This is a genomic window from Rhodococcus sp. WAY2 (assembly GCF_009859915.1).
GTDB lineage: Bacteria > Actinomycetota > Actinomycetes > Mycobacteriales > Mycobacteriaceae > Rhodococcus_F > Rhodococcus_F oxybenzonivorans.
In genome coordinates, this window is sequence record NZ_CP046572.1 from 1,309,035 (window position 1) to 1,322,299 (window position 13,265).

Sequence of the window (13,265 nt, forward strand, 5' to 3'; positions counted from 1 at the left end):
GGGTTGCCGATCACCACACCAGCACCGGTTTGACGACGCTGCCGGAGGTCTGATCGGCCACGGCACGATCGATGTCTGTGAACGGGTATCGGGTGACGAGCTGGTCGACCGGGAACTTTCCGTCCGCGTGCAGGGCGAGGAGCCGCGGAATGAAGGACCGCACCGACGAGTCGCCCTCAATGCAGCCTCGCAGCGTCTTGCCCTTGCGCATCAGGTCCTGGATGTTCACTGTGACGTCCGGTGCGCCGAGTCCCACCACGACGGCCGTGCCCCTTTCCCGCAGTACCGAGACGGCCTGGCCGATCACCGCCGGAATTCCCGTCGTATCGAGCGTATGGGTGGCGCCGCCGCCGGTCAGGTCCCGAATCTCTGCGACGACGTCCTGGGTGGCCGGATCGAGGGCCACAGCACCGAAATCCTCCGCGAGGGCGCGTCGCGCAGGAACGGTATCTACCGCGCACAGCGTCGCAACCCCGCTCGCGCGGGCAGCGAGAAGGGCTGCGAATCCGACGCTTCCGGCGCCGAAGATCACCACGGTCGAATCGGCATCCGGAGCAAGTACATTCAGAACTGCGCCCGCCCCCGTCTGGAAACCGCATCCGAAGGGCGCCGCAAGGGTGAGATCCACGGACTTGTCCACCACGACCACGTTGTCCGCCGTCGCCACCACATACTCGGCGAAGCTGGACTGGCCGAAGAAAGCGGCCCGCACCTCTCCACCGTTCTGCGTGATCGTCGTCGATCCGTCCGGTCGGCGTCCCGAACTGTTGAGCTGTTGGGCGCGTTCGCAATAGGCGGGATGCCCGCCGCGGCACTGCCGGCAGGCGCCGCAGTGCCGATAGCTGAGCACCACGTGGTCACCCGGTGAAATGTCCTCCACCAGCGCGCCCACCTCCTCGACCACTCCGGCGCCCTCGTGCCCGAAGACGGCCGGCCCCATCGCGGCGGGAAGCGTCGACTTGGCGAAGAGGTCGGTGTGGCACAGCCCGGTGGCAACGATGCGCACGACCACCTCGTCGGGACGCGGATGATCGAGCTCGACCGTTTCGAGCGAAAAGGACGACCGGGGGCCACGGGAAAGCGCGGCCTTCATCTGCATGGGGGTGTCCTCGGTGTCGAGGGGACGATTCGTCGATTCCTCACCGGATCAGTCTCTTTCGAGGACGAAGTAGTAATGCCGGCCACCATCGAGGACGAGTGCGGACTTGCCGTTCATGATGCCCATCAAGGTTGTGTCGTCGACCCGTTTGAAGTGATCGAAGATGGGCGCGCCGTCGTAGACCATGGTCGCGGTCACCTCACCCCGGAACTCGATGTTCCACAGGCTTGCCTCCCCGTTTCCGCTCGCGATGTCGGAGAAGAGGTTTCCGTCCGCGTCCCGGCAGATCAAAGGTTTCGCGTCTTCGAGCGAATTGAACGTCTTTCCGTGCCAACGGCTCGCGGCGAGTTTCTCGTGCAGGCGATGCCCGGTGGCGAAGTCGTCACCCTTCCACTGCCCGAGGATCCCTTCGGCGCGCACCGGGTCGAGCGCTGCCCACACTGCGTCGAGGTCGTCGGGGGATACGCCGCTCTCGAGCCGGCGGAGTGTGCTGAAGGTGCTGCGTGCCTCATCGATGTTCATGGAGATTCCTCCGGAGAGAGTGCGTGGAGTCTGCGCTCGGCGTGGTTGTTCGCGAACCATTTGGTTCGCCGAGACGGAACCCTACGCCGAACCAAATGGTTCGGCAACGGTCAACTTAGGATGATCCGTATGCGTTCAGCCGGTGAAGCCACGAGGGAACGGATTCTCGCTGCGGCGAAGGAGGAGTTCGCTCGCCACGGAGTGGCCGGGGCCCGGATCAATCGCATCGCGGCGGCAGCCCGGGCGAGCAAGGATCGGTTGTACGCCTACTTCGACAGCAAGGAAGCGCTCTTCGACGCGGTCTCGCACCAATGGATTCTCGAAACGACCGAAGAGACCGCGCTGCGCGGAGACGACCTGCCCGGATACGTCGGCCGACTGTTCGACAACTATCTGGCTCATCCCGAGAACGCGAGACTGCAGGAATGGGCCGATCTGGAGATGGGCGAGCTGGACGACGAGAACGACATGCGGATCCGCGCACTGCGGCCCAAGATCGCCGAGATTCGTCGCGGCCAGGAGGCGGGGTTCATCGACCCGTCGTGGAACCCCGCTGAGTTGCTACTGGTCATCACCGACATCGCGCGCACGCTCGCGGCGACACGTCTCGCGTTTCACGGCGGAAGATCGGGCCAGCGCGGCGCTGCCGAACGAAGACAGACGGCTGTCGAGGCCGTGCGGCGACTGATTGCGGTGCCGGGCGCCGAGCCCTGAACGGGCCGTTGACCCCTTACCCGGCGAAGGCGCCGAGTAAGGGGAGTGGTGGTGCCCCCAGTAGGGCTCGAACCTACGACCTGCGGATTAAAAGTCCGTAGCTCTACCAACTGAGCTATAGGGGCGCGGAGCCAGAGTCTAGTGCGCGGACGGCCGGGATGAGAACTGGACCCCCCGACACGCCGTCACCTGTCTCGAACCGACGGGTGGGCTCGGGTGCGCACCCCCTGCAGCGCACCCGAGCCGAACTCAAATATACCACTCGGTGTGTTTTTGGCAGGGGTCTGTTTACCGCCCCATAAAAATCCTGAAGTCTGATCGAGCGCCGTTTTTCATAGCGGACAGACTGTTGTGTCGGTTTTTTCGAAACGGGCATACTGTTATGTGAGACTTCGCGTCCTGGACGTCGGAGCCCGGAACAGCCGGAGAGGGACCAACCGCCATGCCACGTCAACAGGAGCGTGCGCGACGTACTCGCGCTGCACTGGTGGAGTCAGCCGCGATCGAATTCGCCAAGCGCGGTTACGCCGCTGCGTCGGTGAACACGATTCTCGAGGGCTCGAACGCCACCAAGGGGGCGATGTACTTCCACTTCCAATCCAAGGAAGAACTCGCCCGAGCTGTTCTGCAGGCTGGGGTCGAGCAGTTCACCGCCCTGACGGAACGCTGGACGCGTCGCAACGACCTGGACCCCTTCGAGGCGCTGCACTGCCTCGTCGTCGATCTGGCCGAGCTGTTCCGCACCAATGTGATCGTGCAGGCCGAATTCCGGCTCATCATCGAGCCCGAGTTCTATGCGGACGTGCAATCCGGTGGTTCGCAGGTGTGGGGCGCCACCGCTCGCCAGTTCGCCCTGAGCGCTCAGAAAGAAGGGCTGCTGCGGGAGGGTGTCGACACGGAGAAGTTCACCCGGGTGCTGGCGGCCTCGTTGGCCGGTCAGAGGTACATGGCGGATCTGACGGAGCTGAGGGGCGATCTGGCCGACCTCTTCGAGGAATCGCTCGAGGTGGTCCTCGCTGCGATGGCATCCGAGCAATGGCTCGAGAAGTTTGCCAGGCAGGGATGGCCCGAATGTCGGTCAGATCTGCCCGAATCATAGTTTGACCTGGCGATTTGGGATTTTCTCGATCTGTGTCCTAAGCTATCCAAGCTCCCAACGGAACGCCGTTGAGGTACTGGTTCGGAGAAATCCGGCGGGCCCCCTTCGTCTAGCGGCCTAGGACGCCGCCCTTTCAAGGCGGTAGCGCGGGTTCGAATCCCGTAGGGGGTACGTTTGACCGGTGTCGAGCATGCGGTATGGTTCGACAGCAGTAAAAGTGGGACAGCAGTAAAAAGTGACATGCAGTATCGCTTCACTTGTGAAGCACAGCAGGACAAGCAAGGCCCTGTGGCGCAGTTGGTTAGCGCGCCGCCCTGTCACGGCGGAGGTCGCGGGTTCGAGTCCCGTCAGGGTCGCAGATGCGTATCCGATACCCGGTATCGGATACGCAATGCGATAGGCATTCGGTTCGGGTGCCGTCCGGCCAGGTAGCTCAGTTGGTACGAGCGTCCGCCTGAAAAGCGGAAGGTCGCCGGTTCGATCCCGGCCCTGGCCACACACTGTTTCTGCCGGTCAGAAACGTTCTTGGTGAATCCAGCTCCTAATCGGGACGCATGGGTCAGCACTTACGGGACCACTGACGAATGTGCCGCCGCGGCGACCACTGCGCACCCGTAGATCGTGTACCTATATCCAGCGCACGCATCGGCGTAAGTCCCCATCGCCCGGCCGGACCAGCCGCCCGGTCGACGATGCAGGAAATCGCACCAGGAAATCGCACAAGATCCTCCGCTCGACCGAACCGACCGGTCGCGCATGGGCACCGTTGATGTGTTAGATAGCGATCGCTATACTTCGAGTATGTCAGCCAAAACCATATCCCCGCGTGATCGCCTTTTGGCTGCCGCGGACGATCTGTTCTTCAAGGAAGGCATTCGCGCCGTCGGGATCAATCGCATCCTCGAGCAGGCGAATACGCCGATTATGACCCTTTACCGCCACTTCGGCTCGAAGGACGGGCTGGCAGCGGCATATCTGGAGCGTCGCGGTGAGCGACTTCGCGACGAGGTCGGCGGTGAAGTGGAGCGGCGCGCGAAATCGCCGCGGGAGGCGATCCTTGCCACCTTCGACATTATTCGTGAGGGACTCGAGGTGGGAGATTTCCGGGGCTGCCCGTTCATCAACGCGACGGTGGAGATGGCGTCGCCGGATCACGAGGTCGCTCAAATAGCGCGTCGATACAAGGATGCCGGTCGACAGGGGTTCGCCGAACTCGCGGCGGAGCTCGGTGTGTCCGATCCGGCAGGACTGGCCATTCAGTTGACGCTGTTACTCGACGGCGCCAGCGCATCCGCCGTCCTGTTCCAGGATTTGAATGGCGCAATGCACGCCCGTTCGGCGGCTGAAATCCTGATCGACAGCGCCTTGGCTGCTCGCCCGCGCGACGCTGCCGAGACGCAGCAGGAAGCCGTGCAGCCACAGAATTTTTCTGACGCCAACTCGGTTGCCTGACGTCTTCGGCTATTCGGTCACTTAGGCCGCGCATGACCACGCGCTCGTTCGGCGCGGCGACCATGAGCAGCGGGGTGGGTTGGCGGGACGCAGCGGCAGGTAGCAGTGTCGACCGGCCGCGGCCAACCGTTCCGGATTTGGACCGATTGGCCGCAGGCTGTTGCTCGCGCAGCTCCCTGAGTGGAGATGCGGCTCGCGTGGGTCTCGCGATCCAAGACAGCTGAGATCGTTTGCCGGTGAACGAGTCGGGTTGTGAAGCGCTGCAGTGGAGGTGCTGGCAAGAGTCCGATGCCGCGGAGGATCGAAGAAGACTGCGTCCTCAACAACGTCCGGAGAGGTAAATTCTCCACCGAACCATCCTGCACGGATTTCTCATGTTCGGGGCTGTCGGCGAACTTACTTATGGTCCAGAGGCAGATCGCGAGAAGGGGAACGCCCACCAAGAACGGAACTCACCACCCTCAGGAAGTCATCTGTGACTCGGACAGGAGGCTCGACATCGCACCGACACAGATGGCCGCCAGTGCGAAACCGCCGGGTCGTGCCCACTATCCTGATCGCTGTATCCGGCTGCCGATTCGGTCCGCCGGGCGTGTGACGGTCGAGCCTGTGCCGCCAACCGAGCGATCCCGGTGCGAGACCGATCGAGGCGTCGAACCAGCCGGGAGTCCACCGTGGTGGGGGATCTCCGAGCTGGTTCGTCCTCAGGCGCAGGTCACAGCTCGACAGCGCGAAATTCGTTGTCGATGACCATGTTCGAAGTTTGGCATTGCCGGTTTAACGGGTCACGCCGACTTCGCTTCAGGCCTCCTATGTATCGGTTGCGCGCCCTGCGAATGGCCGCTGTCGATGGCGGCGAGGCGGCCGGCCGCGACATCGTCAATGGCTTGACCTATGGGGTGGTTCATCAACTCCGGTGAACACGCGAGGAGCTGTCGCAGGCGGGCGAAGAACACCGCTTCGGTGATTCCGAATTCCACCATGATGTCTTCGGGATTCCCGCCACCGAAGCGATACCACCGCTCCGCGAACGCCATCATCCGGCTTCGCTCGTCACTCACCGATCTGCGTGGCGCTGACCGTGTTACGAGCCTCGAAGGCGTTGAAGGCCGAGAAATACAGCGTCCAGAGGTTGCCGTGATAGGGGAACTTCTCCTGCATGGTCGCGATGAGTTCTTGCGCGTCCTTTGCGATTTCGTAGGCGGCGGCGAATTGTGTGATGTAGGCGCGGGTCAGCGCGATCATCGTCTCGACCGCGTAATCGTCGCCGTCGGGCCGGCGGTGGCCGGCGACGATGATCCGAGGGTTGAGCTTCTCCACGAGGTCCACGGTTTCGAGCCAGTCCTGCCACTCGTCGGGCGTCGCCAGGCCGAGCATGGGGTGGATCTCGTTGTAAATGGCGTCACCGGCCACGACGGCATCGATCGCCGGGATGTGCACGATTGTGGTCGGGCTGATGTCGGCCTGCTTGACCTCGATGATCTTCAGCGGTGAACCGTCAACGTAGAAGGTGTCGCCCTCGATCGGTTCGGGGAGCGCGTCGCCGGAAACGCTGGAGTCGCCGAACATCAGCTTCCACTGCTCAGCGTGCTCGTCCCTGGTCTCCTTGATGGCCTCGACGACATGGGGCAGCGCGACACACTTCGCCTCGGGGAACCGCTCCTTCAGGGGACCGATGCCGAGGTAGTGGTCAGGGTGCGCATGCGTGACGTAGATCGTGGTGAGGGTCTTGCCCGTGCGCTCGATGAGGTCGCCGAGGTCTCGGACGTCGTCCTCGAGGTACTGGGCGTCGATGAGTGCGACCTCGGTCGGGCCACTCACGATGGTGGAGGTGGTGGGTGAGAAGGTTCCGGTCTCCAGTCCGGGGAAAGGAGACGGGATCTCGGGCCAGCGACCGACGTAGACCGTCGCGCGGATCGGCGGTGTAGCCGGTGTCGATTGCGAACTGACGCCGACGGAGTGAGCATCGATGGTCACGTGGTACCTCCAGGTTTGCGGGGTAGAAGAGCGTTGGCGCGGCCCGGTGTGGCCGACAGAAGCGCTGTGGAGAGAGTACTTTCTATCACACTTGAGGGCAAGGGTCTGAAGTAGTTATCCGACCCTCCCGGATCTTGTTCTCCAGCTTCCTGGGGCGTCGTAGAAGTACTCGGATCAGGCTGATTACGACGACATCGGCGACTTCGAAGCGTGGCGACGCCGGTCGACGGATTACCCGCGGCGGGTCGGCGGAGCCAAGTGGGCTCGGGAGTTGGCCGCGTTCAAGTTGCTGTTCGACTGGGCAGTGGTCACCGGGTCGGTGCAGCGTTGCCCTGTGGCGACACACACGGTGCGTCGTCGCGACGGCGCAGGCACGAGCCGCCCGACGGTTCAGTCATGGCGGTGGCGGTGGTGAGTGTTTGGGGTCGGCGGACGGTCCGTTAAGGGAGGGCAGTCTCTATTACAGGCAAGGTAGGAGCATGGAGTGAGTACCCGATCCATCAGCCCGACCGCCCCGTGGCGGTCCGGCCGCACACGGCAACGGGCCCCGACACGTGCGCCTGAAGAATTCGGTGTGTGAATAGTGCACCGCTTTGATGTGTGAGATAGCGTTCGCTCGCTATTATCTTGGCATGACAGCAACGAAAATCTCCCCGCGCGAGCGCCTCCTGGCGGCCGCGGATGATCTCTTCTTCAAGGAGGGCATCCGCGCTGTGGGGATCAACCGCGTCCTGGAAGAGGCGCGGACGCCGATCATGTCGCTGTACCGCAACTTCGGCTCGAAGGATGGGCTGGCCGCGGCATATCTCGAGCGTCGTGGCGAGTGTTATGTCGAGGAGGTTGCCGGCGAGGTCGTGCGACGTGCGTCCTCGCCGCGGGAGAAGATACTGGCGACCTTCGACGTCATCGGTGAACGGCTCGAAAAGGGAGACTTCCGGGGCTGTCCATTCATCAACGCGACCGTCGAGATGGCGTCACCGGACCATGAGGTCGCGAAGATCGCGCGCCGCTACAAGGAGGCCGGGCGGCAATGGTTCGCCGAATTCGCGGCCGAGGCCGGGGTGCCTGATCCGGCAGGACTCGCTATCCAGCTGACGGTGCTGTTGGACGGCGCGGCCGCGGCCGCGGCCCTGTATCAGGATTCCTCGGGTGCCATGTACGCCCGCTCGGCTGCCGGGGCCCTGGTCGACGCCGCGCTGGCCGCCGGCTCGACCGGCTCGACCGGCGACGACGTGCGCGATCGTCGGTAGCAGGACTGATCCGGAGCAGGAGGTAGTCGCCGGGCGCTTCGGGCTGTTGCGTACCGGCGCGTCAGCAGCGGGGTGCGTTCGCCCTCGCGGCGTACGGACTCCGGTCGGGCAGGGAATGGTGCGTGCGCCGCGGACGGTTCGGGGGTGGCGTCGATCACGGACAGCGTCGCGGCGGCCTCTCCTCGTGCCCCGCGCTTTGCTGGGGGAACGAAGTGAGACCGCCGCGATGACAGACCCTTGATCTCAGGCTGGTGCCGGGACCACCTTCTGCGCCAGGTGTTCGAGGAACCAGTCGCGTGCCGCGCCCGAGGAGAGCTCGAAGGGGTGGCCGGTGTATGCGTCGAAGTGGCCGCCGGGGATCGAGACGAGGCGCTTGGGCTCGGCCGCGGTGTCGTAGGCCTCCTTGGCCCACTCGGCCGGCGTCACGATGTTGTCGTCCTCGGCAACCACCATGAGCAGCGGGGTCGGAGCGACGAACTCGAGGAACTCACCGGCCTCGTAGCCCAGCTCGGTCGAGCGTAGCGTCACCTCGTTGCGCCACGCGGTGCCCTCGTAGGCGGAGAAGAACTCGTAGGCGTCGGGCGTCGGCATGACGGCCGGCTGTGTCGGGTCCGCGGTGACGACCGGGATCATCGCGGGCGCCTCTCCTCGGGCTCGCGCGAGGCGATCGGCGGCCTGCCCGTCCCAGGCCGCCTGCCAGAACTCCTCGGGCACACCCGCCTCGAATGCGCGCCGCCCGGAGACCGCCGGCACCTGGCCGCACACGGCCTTCACGCGCCGGTCGATCGCCGCGACCACGAACGCGTTCCCGCCCGAGTAGCTCGAACCCCACACCCCGATCCGCGAGGCGTCGACGTCGGGCCGGGCCTGTGCGTAGGTGATCGCGTGCTGGTAGTCGCGGATCTGGTCCCACGGGTCGATCTCCTGCCGGGGCTTGCCCGGGGCGGTGTCCGAGGCGCCGAACCCGCGGTTGTCGTAGACCACGCAGGCAAGCCCCGCGGCGGTGAACGCCTCGGCGTAGGGTTCGAGACCCATTTCCTTGGTGCACGAGAATCCGTGCGTCATGATGACGCACGGCAGCTCGCCGGATACGCCTTCGGGCTTGTAGAACCAGCCGCGCAGCGTCACACCCTCAGCGTCGAACTCGATATCTTCGCGCATGGGTTTCTCTCTTTCGGTAGATAATTCTGTGCGTGTGTCCGCCGTCCGCCAAGTATTCGGCGGCGATCACCTCCGACATCGGAGCGAACTCCTCGCCGGCGGTCCGTCGTCGGGTAATCCCCCGCGCAATCGTCAGGGTGCATGCCGATGAACATCGGCATGCACCCGTGGGTCACGGCTCGAGTCGATGCACGACCCGACCGTGATCCTGGTTTTCGAATTACGGTCTGCGTGTCAGGCAGTGACGTACGGCGAGCTCTTGTTGTCCTCGAACCAGCGTCGCTCTTCCTCGGAATCCGGGGGCGGCGGCGTCAGACCGTCGATTCTCCAGGTTTCGAACGGCGCGGTTTCGACGTGGAACTCGCATTCGTATCCGCGGTCCGCGATGTACGGCTTCAGCGCCTCGTCGACCAACTCGAAATACGACGCCAGGAGCTGCTCTACCGATATCTCGAGCAGTTCGGCGACCTGCTCGGTCACACGGGCGATGTGGACGACCTCGATCTGGATGAACTGGTCGCGGGGCTCGCCGCCGACGTAGAAGGAGTCCGCGTCGAACTCGTGGAAGACCACTGAGGTGTAGAACCGGGGCAGCACGAAGCCGATCTTCTCCTGCGCCCGAGGGCCGGAGTAGATATCGGTGATCCGTCGGGCGAGATCGCCCTTTTCTTCGGATGTGAACGCATTCTTGGGGGTGAACAGCTGCCACAGCGGCATGGGGTGCTCCTTCTACTTGATGGGCGGGTGAAAGCAAAACGGCTTATCACCGGCGCACGCCGGAAACGCTCGGCCGGAATGACTTCGTCTTGCGGATTCCGCCATTGTGCGATTGTGCTGAGCTGTTGATCGGGCGTCGGTCAGCTCCCTACAGCACGCCCTTAACGGTAGAGTGAGCAATCTCTCTTGTCAACGATGTGCGTGGACTTCATCACAGAAGGCCCGGGTCACTGCCCGCAAGGCGCAGGGGCTCCGCTGCCGGCGAAAATCGTCACACCCCCGACCGTCGCGCCATCTGGGTGCGGACCGAAAGGGATTGCCGCAGTGATGTTCTAGTGAGTGGTGTCGGATGCGCGTGCCGGCAAACGGCCGCTCGGTTCCGCCCGAGCTGGTGGGGATCCTGCGCCGCCACGAACTCGCATCGACAACGACACCGCCGCGCTGAGGCACGTCGGCGGCCGCCAGCAACCGCCGTCTGGTCGCCGCATGCAGGAAACATCAGCGTGAGGGCGTGGGTGGCCGGGCCGAGCGCACTGCTGAAAAGCAATGTGCCGGTATCGAATCAGGTGACCGGGACGGCGCGGGACCGAGGTTGTTCGGGATCGACCGGTGTCCACGACGACGGCAACACCGCCGGGGATCGACCGGTGTCCACGACGACGGCACCACCGCCGGGGATCACCGGGACCATGGGCGCTGCGGTCGTTTCTGGCGAACTACTTTCGCCTACAGGAGAGGCTGATTTGTGAGCCCTGGGTCGGGGCGGCTCGACGGTCAGTGGTGGGACCCGGCGTGTGTTTCGCCGGTGGGGTTGTGGGAGCTGTTTCCGCGGTGGGGCGATGGTTACTTCGCGTAGAGTTCCTCGATTTGTGTGGCGTATTTGGTGACGACGTTTCTGCGTTTGATCTTCATGGTGGGGGTGAGTTCGTCGCTGCCGGGTAGCCATGGCTCGGCGACGATCGTGAATTTTTTGATTTGTTCGACGCGGGAGAGGTGGCTGTTGGCGAGCTCCACACCGGCCGCGACCTCGGCGATGGTGGCGGGATCGTCTGCCGCTTTCCCGGCGGCGCCGTCGGGGTCGAGCGTGATCAGGGCGACGTTGTAGGGGCGGCCGTCGCCGATGCACGCCGCCTGCCCGATCAGGGGGCTCGAGGATCTGAGCCAGGTCTCGATGTTCGCGGGCGACATGTTCTTGCCGGCGGCGTTGATGATGATGTCCTTCTTGCGGTCCACCAGCCGTACGTAGCCGTCGTCGTCGATCGTGCCGATGTCGCCGGTGTGCAGCCACCCCTCGGAATCGATGGCCTCGGCGGTCTGCTCGGGCTTGTTGCGGTAGCCCCGCATCACGGTCTGGCTGCGCACGAGGAGCTCTCCGTCGGGAGCGAGCTTGACCTCGAGCCCGGGGATCGGTACTCCGACCGTGCCCACCCGGTTGCGGTCCTTCGGGTTGACGGTCATCACGCAGGACGTCTCGCTCATCGCCCACAGCTCGCAGATCGGGATCCCGACGGCGGCGAAGAATTCGAACACATCGCGCGGGGTGGGCGCCGATCCGGTGAGGAACCATTCGGACTGGTCCAGCCCGAGCTTGCGGCGGATCTTCGAGCCGACGAGCGTGTCGGCGATTTTCGCCTGCAGGTCGAGTATCGGGCCGACGGACCGGCCGTCCTGCTCGGTACGGGCCTTCTTGATCCCGGTGTCGATGGCCCAACGCGTCAGCGTGCGGCGCGCGACGTTGGGGTCGGCGTCGATGTCCGCCTCCACGGCCGCCTTCGCCTTCTCCCACATCCGCGGCACCGGCAGGAACACCGTCGGGCGAAGCTGCTGCGCGATCTCCATCACCTTGCGTGCGTCCGCGCACGTGGTGACGGTGAAACCCCACACCGCCAGCGGCGAATAGTGTCCGCTCCACCGATCACCGATGTGCGCGGCGGGCAGGAACGAGATGGTGCGGCCCCCCGGCGTGACGGGCAAGATCTGCTGCAGGGCGCGGATCTTGGTCATCATGTTGTGGTGGGTGAGTTCGACTCCCTTGGGCGGTCCCGTGGTGCCGGAGGTGTAGATCAGGGTGAGGACGTCGTCGGGGCGGACCGCCGACCAGGTTGCCTCGAAGTCGAAGTGCGGGTCGCCGCCCGCCTCCACCTCCTCGAGGCTCAGGGTGCCGTCCGGTGCGCCGTCGACGACGATGAGGTGATCGATCGGGGTGCCGCCGTCGCGGACGGCGGTCAGCCGGTCGACGAACGCACGCTCGGTGATCACGATGCGGTTGCCGGCGTCGGCGAAGAGATACTCGATCTGATCGTGCGCCGAGGTGTTGTAGATCGAGAAGGCAAGGGCACCGAGGTGCATCGCAGCGAGGTCCACCAGATGGAACTCGGGCCGGTTGGTGAGCATGATGCCCACCGTGTCCCCGCGCTCGACGCCGAGGGCCGCGAGACCGGCCGCGACCCGCCGCACCCGCTCGGCGAGAGTGCCGAACGTCAGCGAGACACCGTCATCGGCGGTGCGCACGGCAACCTGGTCCGCGCGGGCGGCCGCGGTGATCTGGAACGCCTCGCACACAGTGTTCGCGTGCAGCGCGCGTTCGAACGCCTCACCGGTAGATGTGTCGGCGGTGCTGGTTGCCTGCATGTGTGATGTCTGCCTCTCGCGTAGTGCCACAGCCGCTACGATAGAGAGCGATCACTACCGCGTCAATACCGTGAGTGACATGGGGTGACGACACCGTGGGCGCTCTTCCGTCGCGGGTCGAGATCCTGCCACGCGTCCGCGTGCTCCTGAGGCGAGGTCGGCGAAGGTGGCGCCGGGTTGTGCGGAGCGGCGGGCGATTTCCTCCGAGATCGTGTTGCGGGCCACCCGGGCGGTGCTGTTGAACTCGCGGAATACCAGTTGGGTCGCGCGTTCGTCGTTGGCGACGATCTGGTCTTTCACGTTTTGGTGGACGGGGGCTTCGGTGGAGGCGACGAAGCGGGTGCCCATGTTGACTGCGGATGCGCCCAGGGCGAAGGCGGCGACCAGGCCGCTGCCGGTGGCGAAGCCGCCGCTGGCGATCAGGGGGATCTGAACCTTGCGGGCGGCTGCGGGGATGAGGACGAGGCCGGGTCGGGACCCGGGACCGTTCCGGCGGAACCTCGATGTTGAATCGGACCGTTGGTCCGTCAATGGACTTGTAGATTCCCGGTTCGCTGTGAACTGTGTAGTTGAATGCGTCGGTTGCGAGCGAATGGATGGCGAATGAACTCCTCATCGGCGCGCAGTTCCCGGTCGTCTGCGT

12 protein-coding genes, 4 tRNA genes and 1 pseudogene are annotated in these 13,265 nt (G+C 64.7%); 7 read left to right on the top strand and 10 right to left on the bottom strand.

All coding sequences use genetic code 11. The features are described from left to right. Positions 1 to 10: 10 nt before the first annotated feature. The gene (locus GFS60_RS06145; RefSeq protein WP_159919667.1) at positions 11 to 1,099 is read right to left on the bottom strand and encodes an NAD(P)-dependent alcohol dehydrogenase; all 1,089 of its coding nucleotides are present in this window, start codon (positions 1,097 to 1,099) and stop codon (positions 11 to 13) included. A 48-nt stretch (positions 1,100 to 1,147) separates the two neighbouring features. Continuing rightward, complete coding sequence (locus GFS60_RS06150; protein ID WP_159919669.1) at positions 1,148 to 1,621, bottom strand: DUF4334 domain-containing protein; 474 nt, start codon at positions 1,619 to 1,621, stop codon at positions 1,148 to 1,150. A gap of 129 nt (positions 1,622 to 1,750) precedes the next feature. On the opposite strand from GFS60_RS06150, the gene GFS60_RS06155 reads away from it, so the two are divergent. Next, positions 1,751 to 2,335 carry a TetR family transcriptional regulator gene (locus GFS60_RS06155; protein WP_159919671.1) on the top strand — a complete coding sequence of 195 codons (585 nt, stop codon included), beginning with the start codon at positions 1,751 to 1,753 and terminating at the stop codon, positions 2,333 to 2,335. Between the two features lie 49 nt (positions 2,336 to 2,384). Here the strand turns inward: GFS60_RS06155 and GFS60_RS06160 are convergent. Next, positions 2,385 to 2,460, bottom strand: a tRNA-Lys gene (locus GFS60_RS06160). Between the two features lie 317 nt (positions 2,461 to 2,777). On the opposite strand from GFS60_RS06160, the gene GFS60_RS06165 reads away from it, so the two are divergent. The 5 genes from GFS60_RS06165 to GFS60_RS06185 all read left to right on the top strand — a co-directional run bounded on the left by GFS60_RS06165 (position 2,778) and on the right by GFS60_RS06185 (position 4,886). Continuing rightward, entirely contained in the window at positions 2,778 to 3,434 is a 657-nt protein-coding gene (locus GFS60_RS06165) for a TetR/AcrR family transcriptional regulator (protein WP_159919673.1), read from the top strand. A gap of 98 nt (positions 3,435 to 3,532) precedes the next feature. Further along, positions 3,533 to 3,605, top strand: a tRNA-Glu gene (locus tag GFS60_RS06170). A gap of 111 nt (positions 3,606 to 3,716) precedes the next feature. Beyond that, positions 3,717 to 3,790: transfer RNA gene (locus GFS60_RS06175), tRNA-Asp, on the top strand. Positions 3,791 to 3,856: 66 nt separating this feature from the next. After that, a tRNA-Phe gene (locus GFS60_RS06180) sits at positions 3,857 to 3,930 on the top strand. 305 nt (positions 3,931 to 4,235) lie between these two features. Continuing rightward, positions 4,236 to 4,886: a TetR/AcrR family transcriptional regulator gene (locus GFS60_RS06185; RefSeq protein ID WP_159919675.1), complete on the top strand. Its 651-nt coding sequence runs from the start codon at positions 4,236 to 4,238 to the stop codon at positions 4,884 to 4,886. A 785-nt stretch (positions 4,887 to 5,671) separates the two neighbouring features. Here the strand turns inward: GFS60_RS06185 and GFS60_RS06190 are convergent. Then, positions 5,672 to 5,947, bottom strand: a complete 276-nt coding sequence (locus tag GFS60_RS06190) for a hypothetical protein (protein ID WP_159919677.1) — start codon at positions 5,945 to 5,947, stop codon at positions 5,672 to 5,674. Next, a complete protein-coding gene (locus tag GFS60_RS06195) occupies positions 5,940 to 6,863 on the bottom strand; it encodes an MBL fold metallo-hydrolase (protein ID WP_159919679.1) in 924 nt (307 codons plus the stop codon). Before GFS60_RS06195 ends, GFS60_RS06190 begins: the two co-directional genes overlap by 8 nt. 632 nt (positions 6,864 to 7,495) lie before the next feature. Here GFS60_RS06195 and GFS60_RS06200 point away from each other — a divergent pair. After that, the gene (locus GFS60_RS06200) at positions 7,496 to 8,113 is read left to right on the top strand and encodes a TetR/AcrR family transcriptional regulator (protein ID WP_159919681.1); all 618 of its coding nucleotides are present in this window, start codon (positions 7,496 to 7,498) and stop codon (positions 8,111 to 8,113) included. Positions 8,114 to 8,356: 243 nt separating this feature from the next. On the opposite strand, the gene GFS60_RS06205 is transcribed toward GFS60_RS06200, so the two are convergent. The 5 genes and pseudogenes from GFS60_RS06205 to GFS60_RS06220 form a co-directional block, all read right to left on the bottom strand. Continuing rightward, positions 8,357 to 9,274 (bottom strand): alpha/beta hydrolase, encoded by a 918-nt coding sequence (locus GFS60_RS06205; RefSeq protein WP_159919683.1) that lies wholly within the window; start codon positions 9,272 to 9,274, stop codon positions 8,357 to 8,359. A 234-nt stretch (positions 9,275 to 9,508) separates the two neighbouring features. Further along, the gene (locus tag GFS60_RS06210; RefSeq protein ID WP_159919685.1) at positions 9,509 to 9,991 is read right to left on the bottom strand and encodes a tautomerase family protein; all 483 of its coding nucleotides are present in this window, start codon (positions 9,989 to 9,991) and stop codon (positions 9,509 to 9,511) included. Between the two features lie 562 nt (positions 9,992 to 10,553). Then, positions 10,554 to 10,682, bottom strand: coding sequence for a hypothetical protein (locus tag GFS60_RS39900; protein ID WP_268962542.1), 129 nt, complete (start codon positions 10,680 to 10,682; stop codon positions 10,554 to 10,556). 152 nt (positions 10,683 to 10,834) lie between these two features. Continuing rightward, entirely contained in the window at positions 10,835 to 12,622 is a 1,788-nt protein-coding gene (locus GFS60_RS06215) for an AMP-dependent synthetase/ligase (RefSeq protein ID WP_159919687.1), read from the bottom strand. Between the two features lie 132 nt (positions 12,623 to 12,754). After that, positions 12,755 to 13,093, bottom strand: a pseudogene (locus GFS60_RS06220) (NAD(P)H-dependent flavin oxidoreductase); the annotation flags it as partial. Positions 13,094 to 13,265 lie beyond the last annotated feature (172 nt).

Coding starts and splice junctions, on each gene's coding strand:
- GFS60_RS06145 (WP_159919667.1), bottom strand. CDS start 1,099: ATGCAGATGAAGGCCGCGCTTTCCCGTGGCCCCCGGTCGTCCTTTTCG.
- GFS60_RS06150 (WP_159919669.1), bottom strand. CDS start 1,621: ATGAACATCGATGAGGCACGCAGCACCTTCAGCACACTCCGCCGGCTC.
- GFS60_RS06155 (WP_159919671.1), top strand. CDS start 1,751: ATGCGTTCAGCCGGTGAAGCCACGAGGGAACGGATTCTCGCTGCGGCG.
- GFS60_RS06165 (WP_159919673.1), top strand. CDS start 2,778: ATGCCACGTCAACAGGAGCGTGCGCGACGTACTCGCGCTGCACTGGTG.
- GFS60_RS06185 (WP_159919675.1), top strand. CDS start 4,236: ATGTCAGCCAAAACCATATCCCCGCGTGATCGCCTTTTGGCTGCCGCG.
- GFS60_RS06200 (WP_159919681.1), top strand. CDS start 7,496: ATGACAGCAACGAAAATCTCCCCGCGCGAGCGCCTCCTGGCGGCCGCG.
- GFS60_RS06205 (WP_159919683.1), bottom strand. CDS start 9,274: ATGCGCGAAGATATCGAGTTCGACGCTGAGGGTGTGACGCTGCGCGGC.
- GFS60_RS06210 (WP_159919685.1), bottom strand. CDS start 9,991: ATGCCGCTGTGGCAGCTGTTCACCCCCAAGAATGCGTTCACATCCGAA.
- GFS60_RS39900 (WP_268962542.1), bottom strand. CDS start 10,682: ATGGTCCCGGTGATCCCCGGCGGTGGTGCCGTCGTCGTGGACACCGGT.
- GFS60_RS06215 (WP_159919687.1), bottom strand. CDS start 12,622: ATGCAGGCAACCAGCACCGCCGACACATCTACCGGTGAGGCGTTCGAA.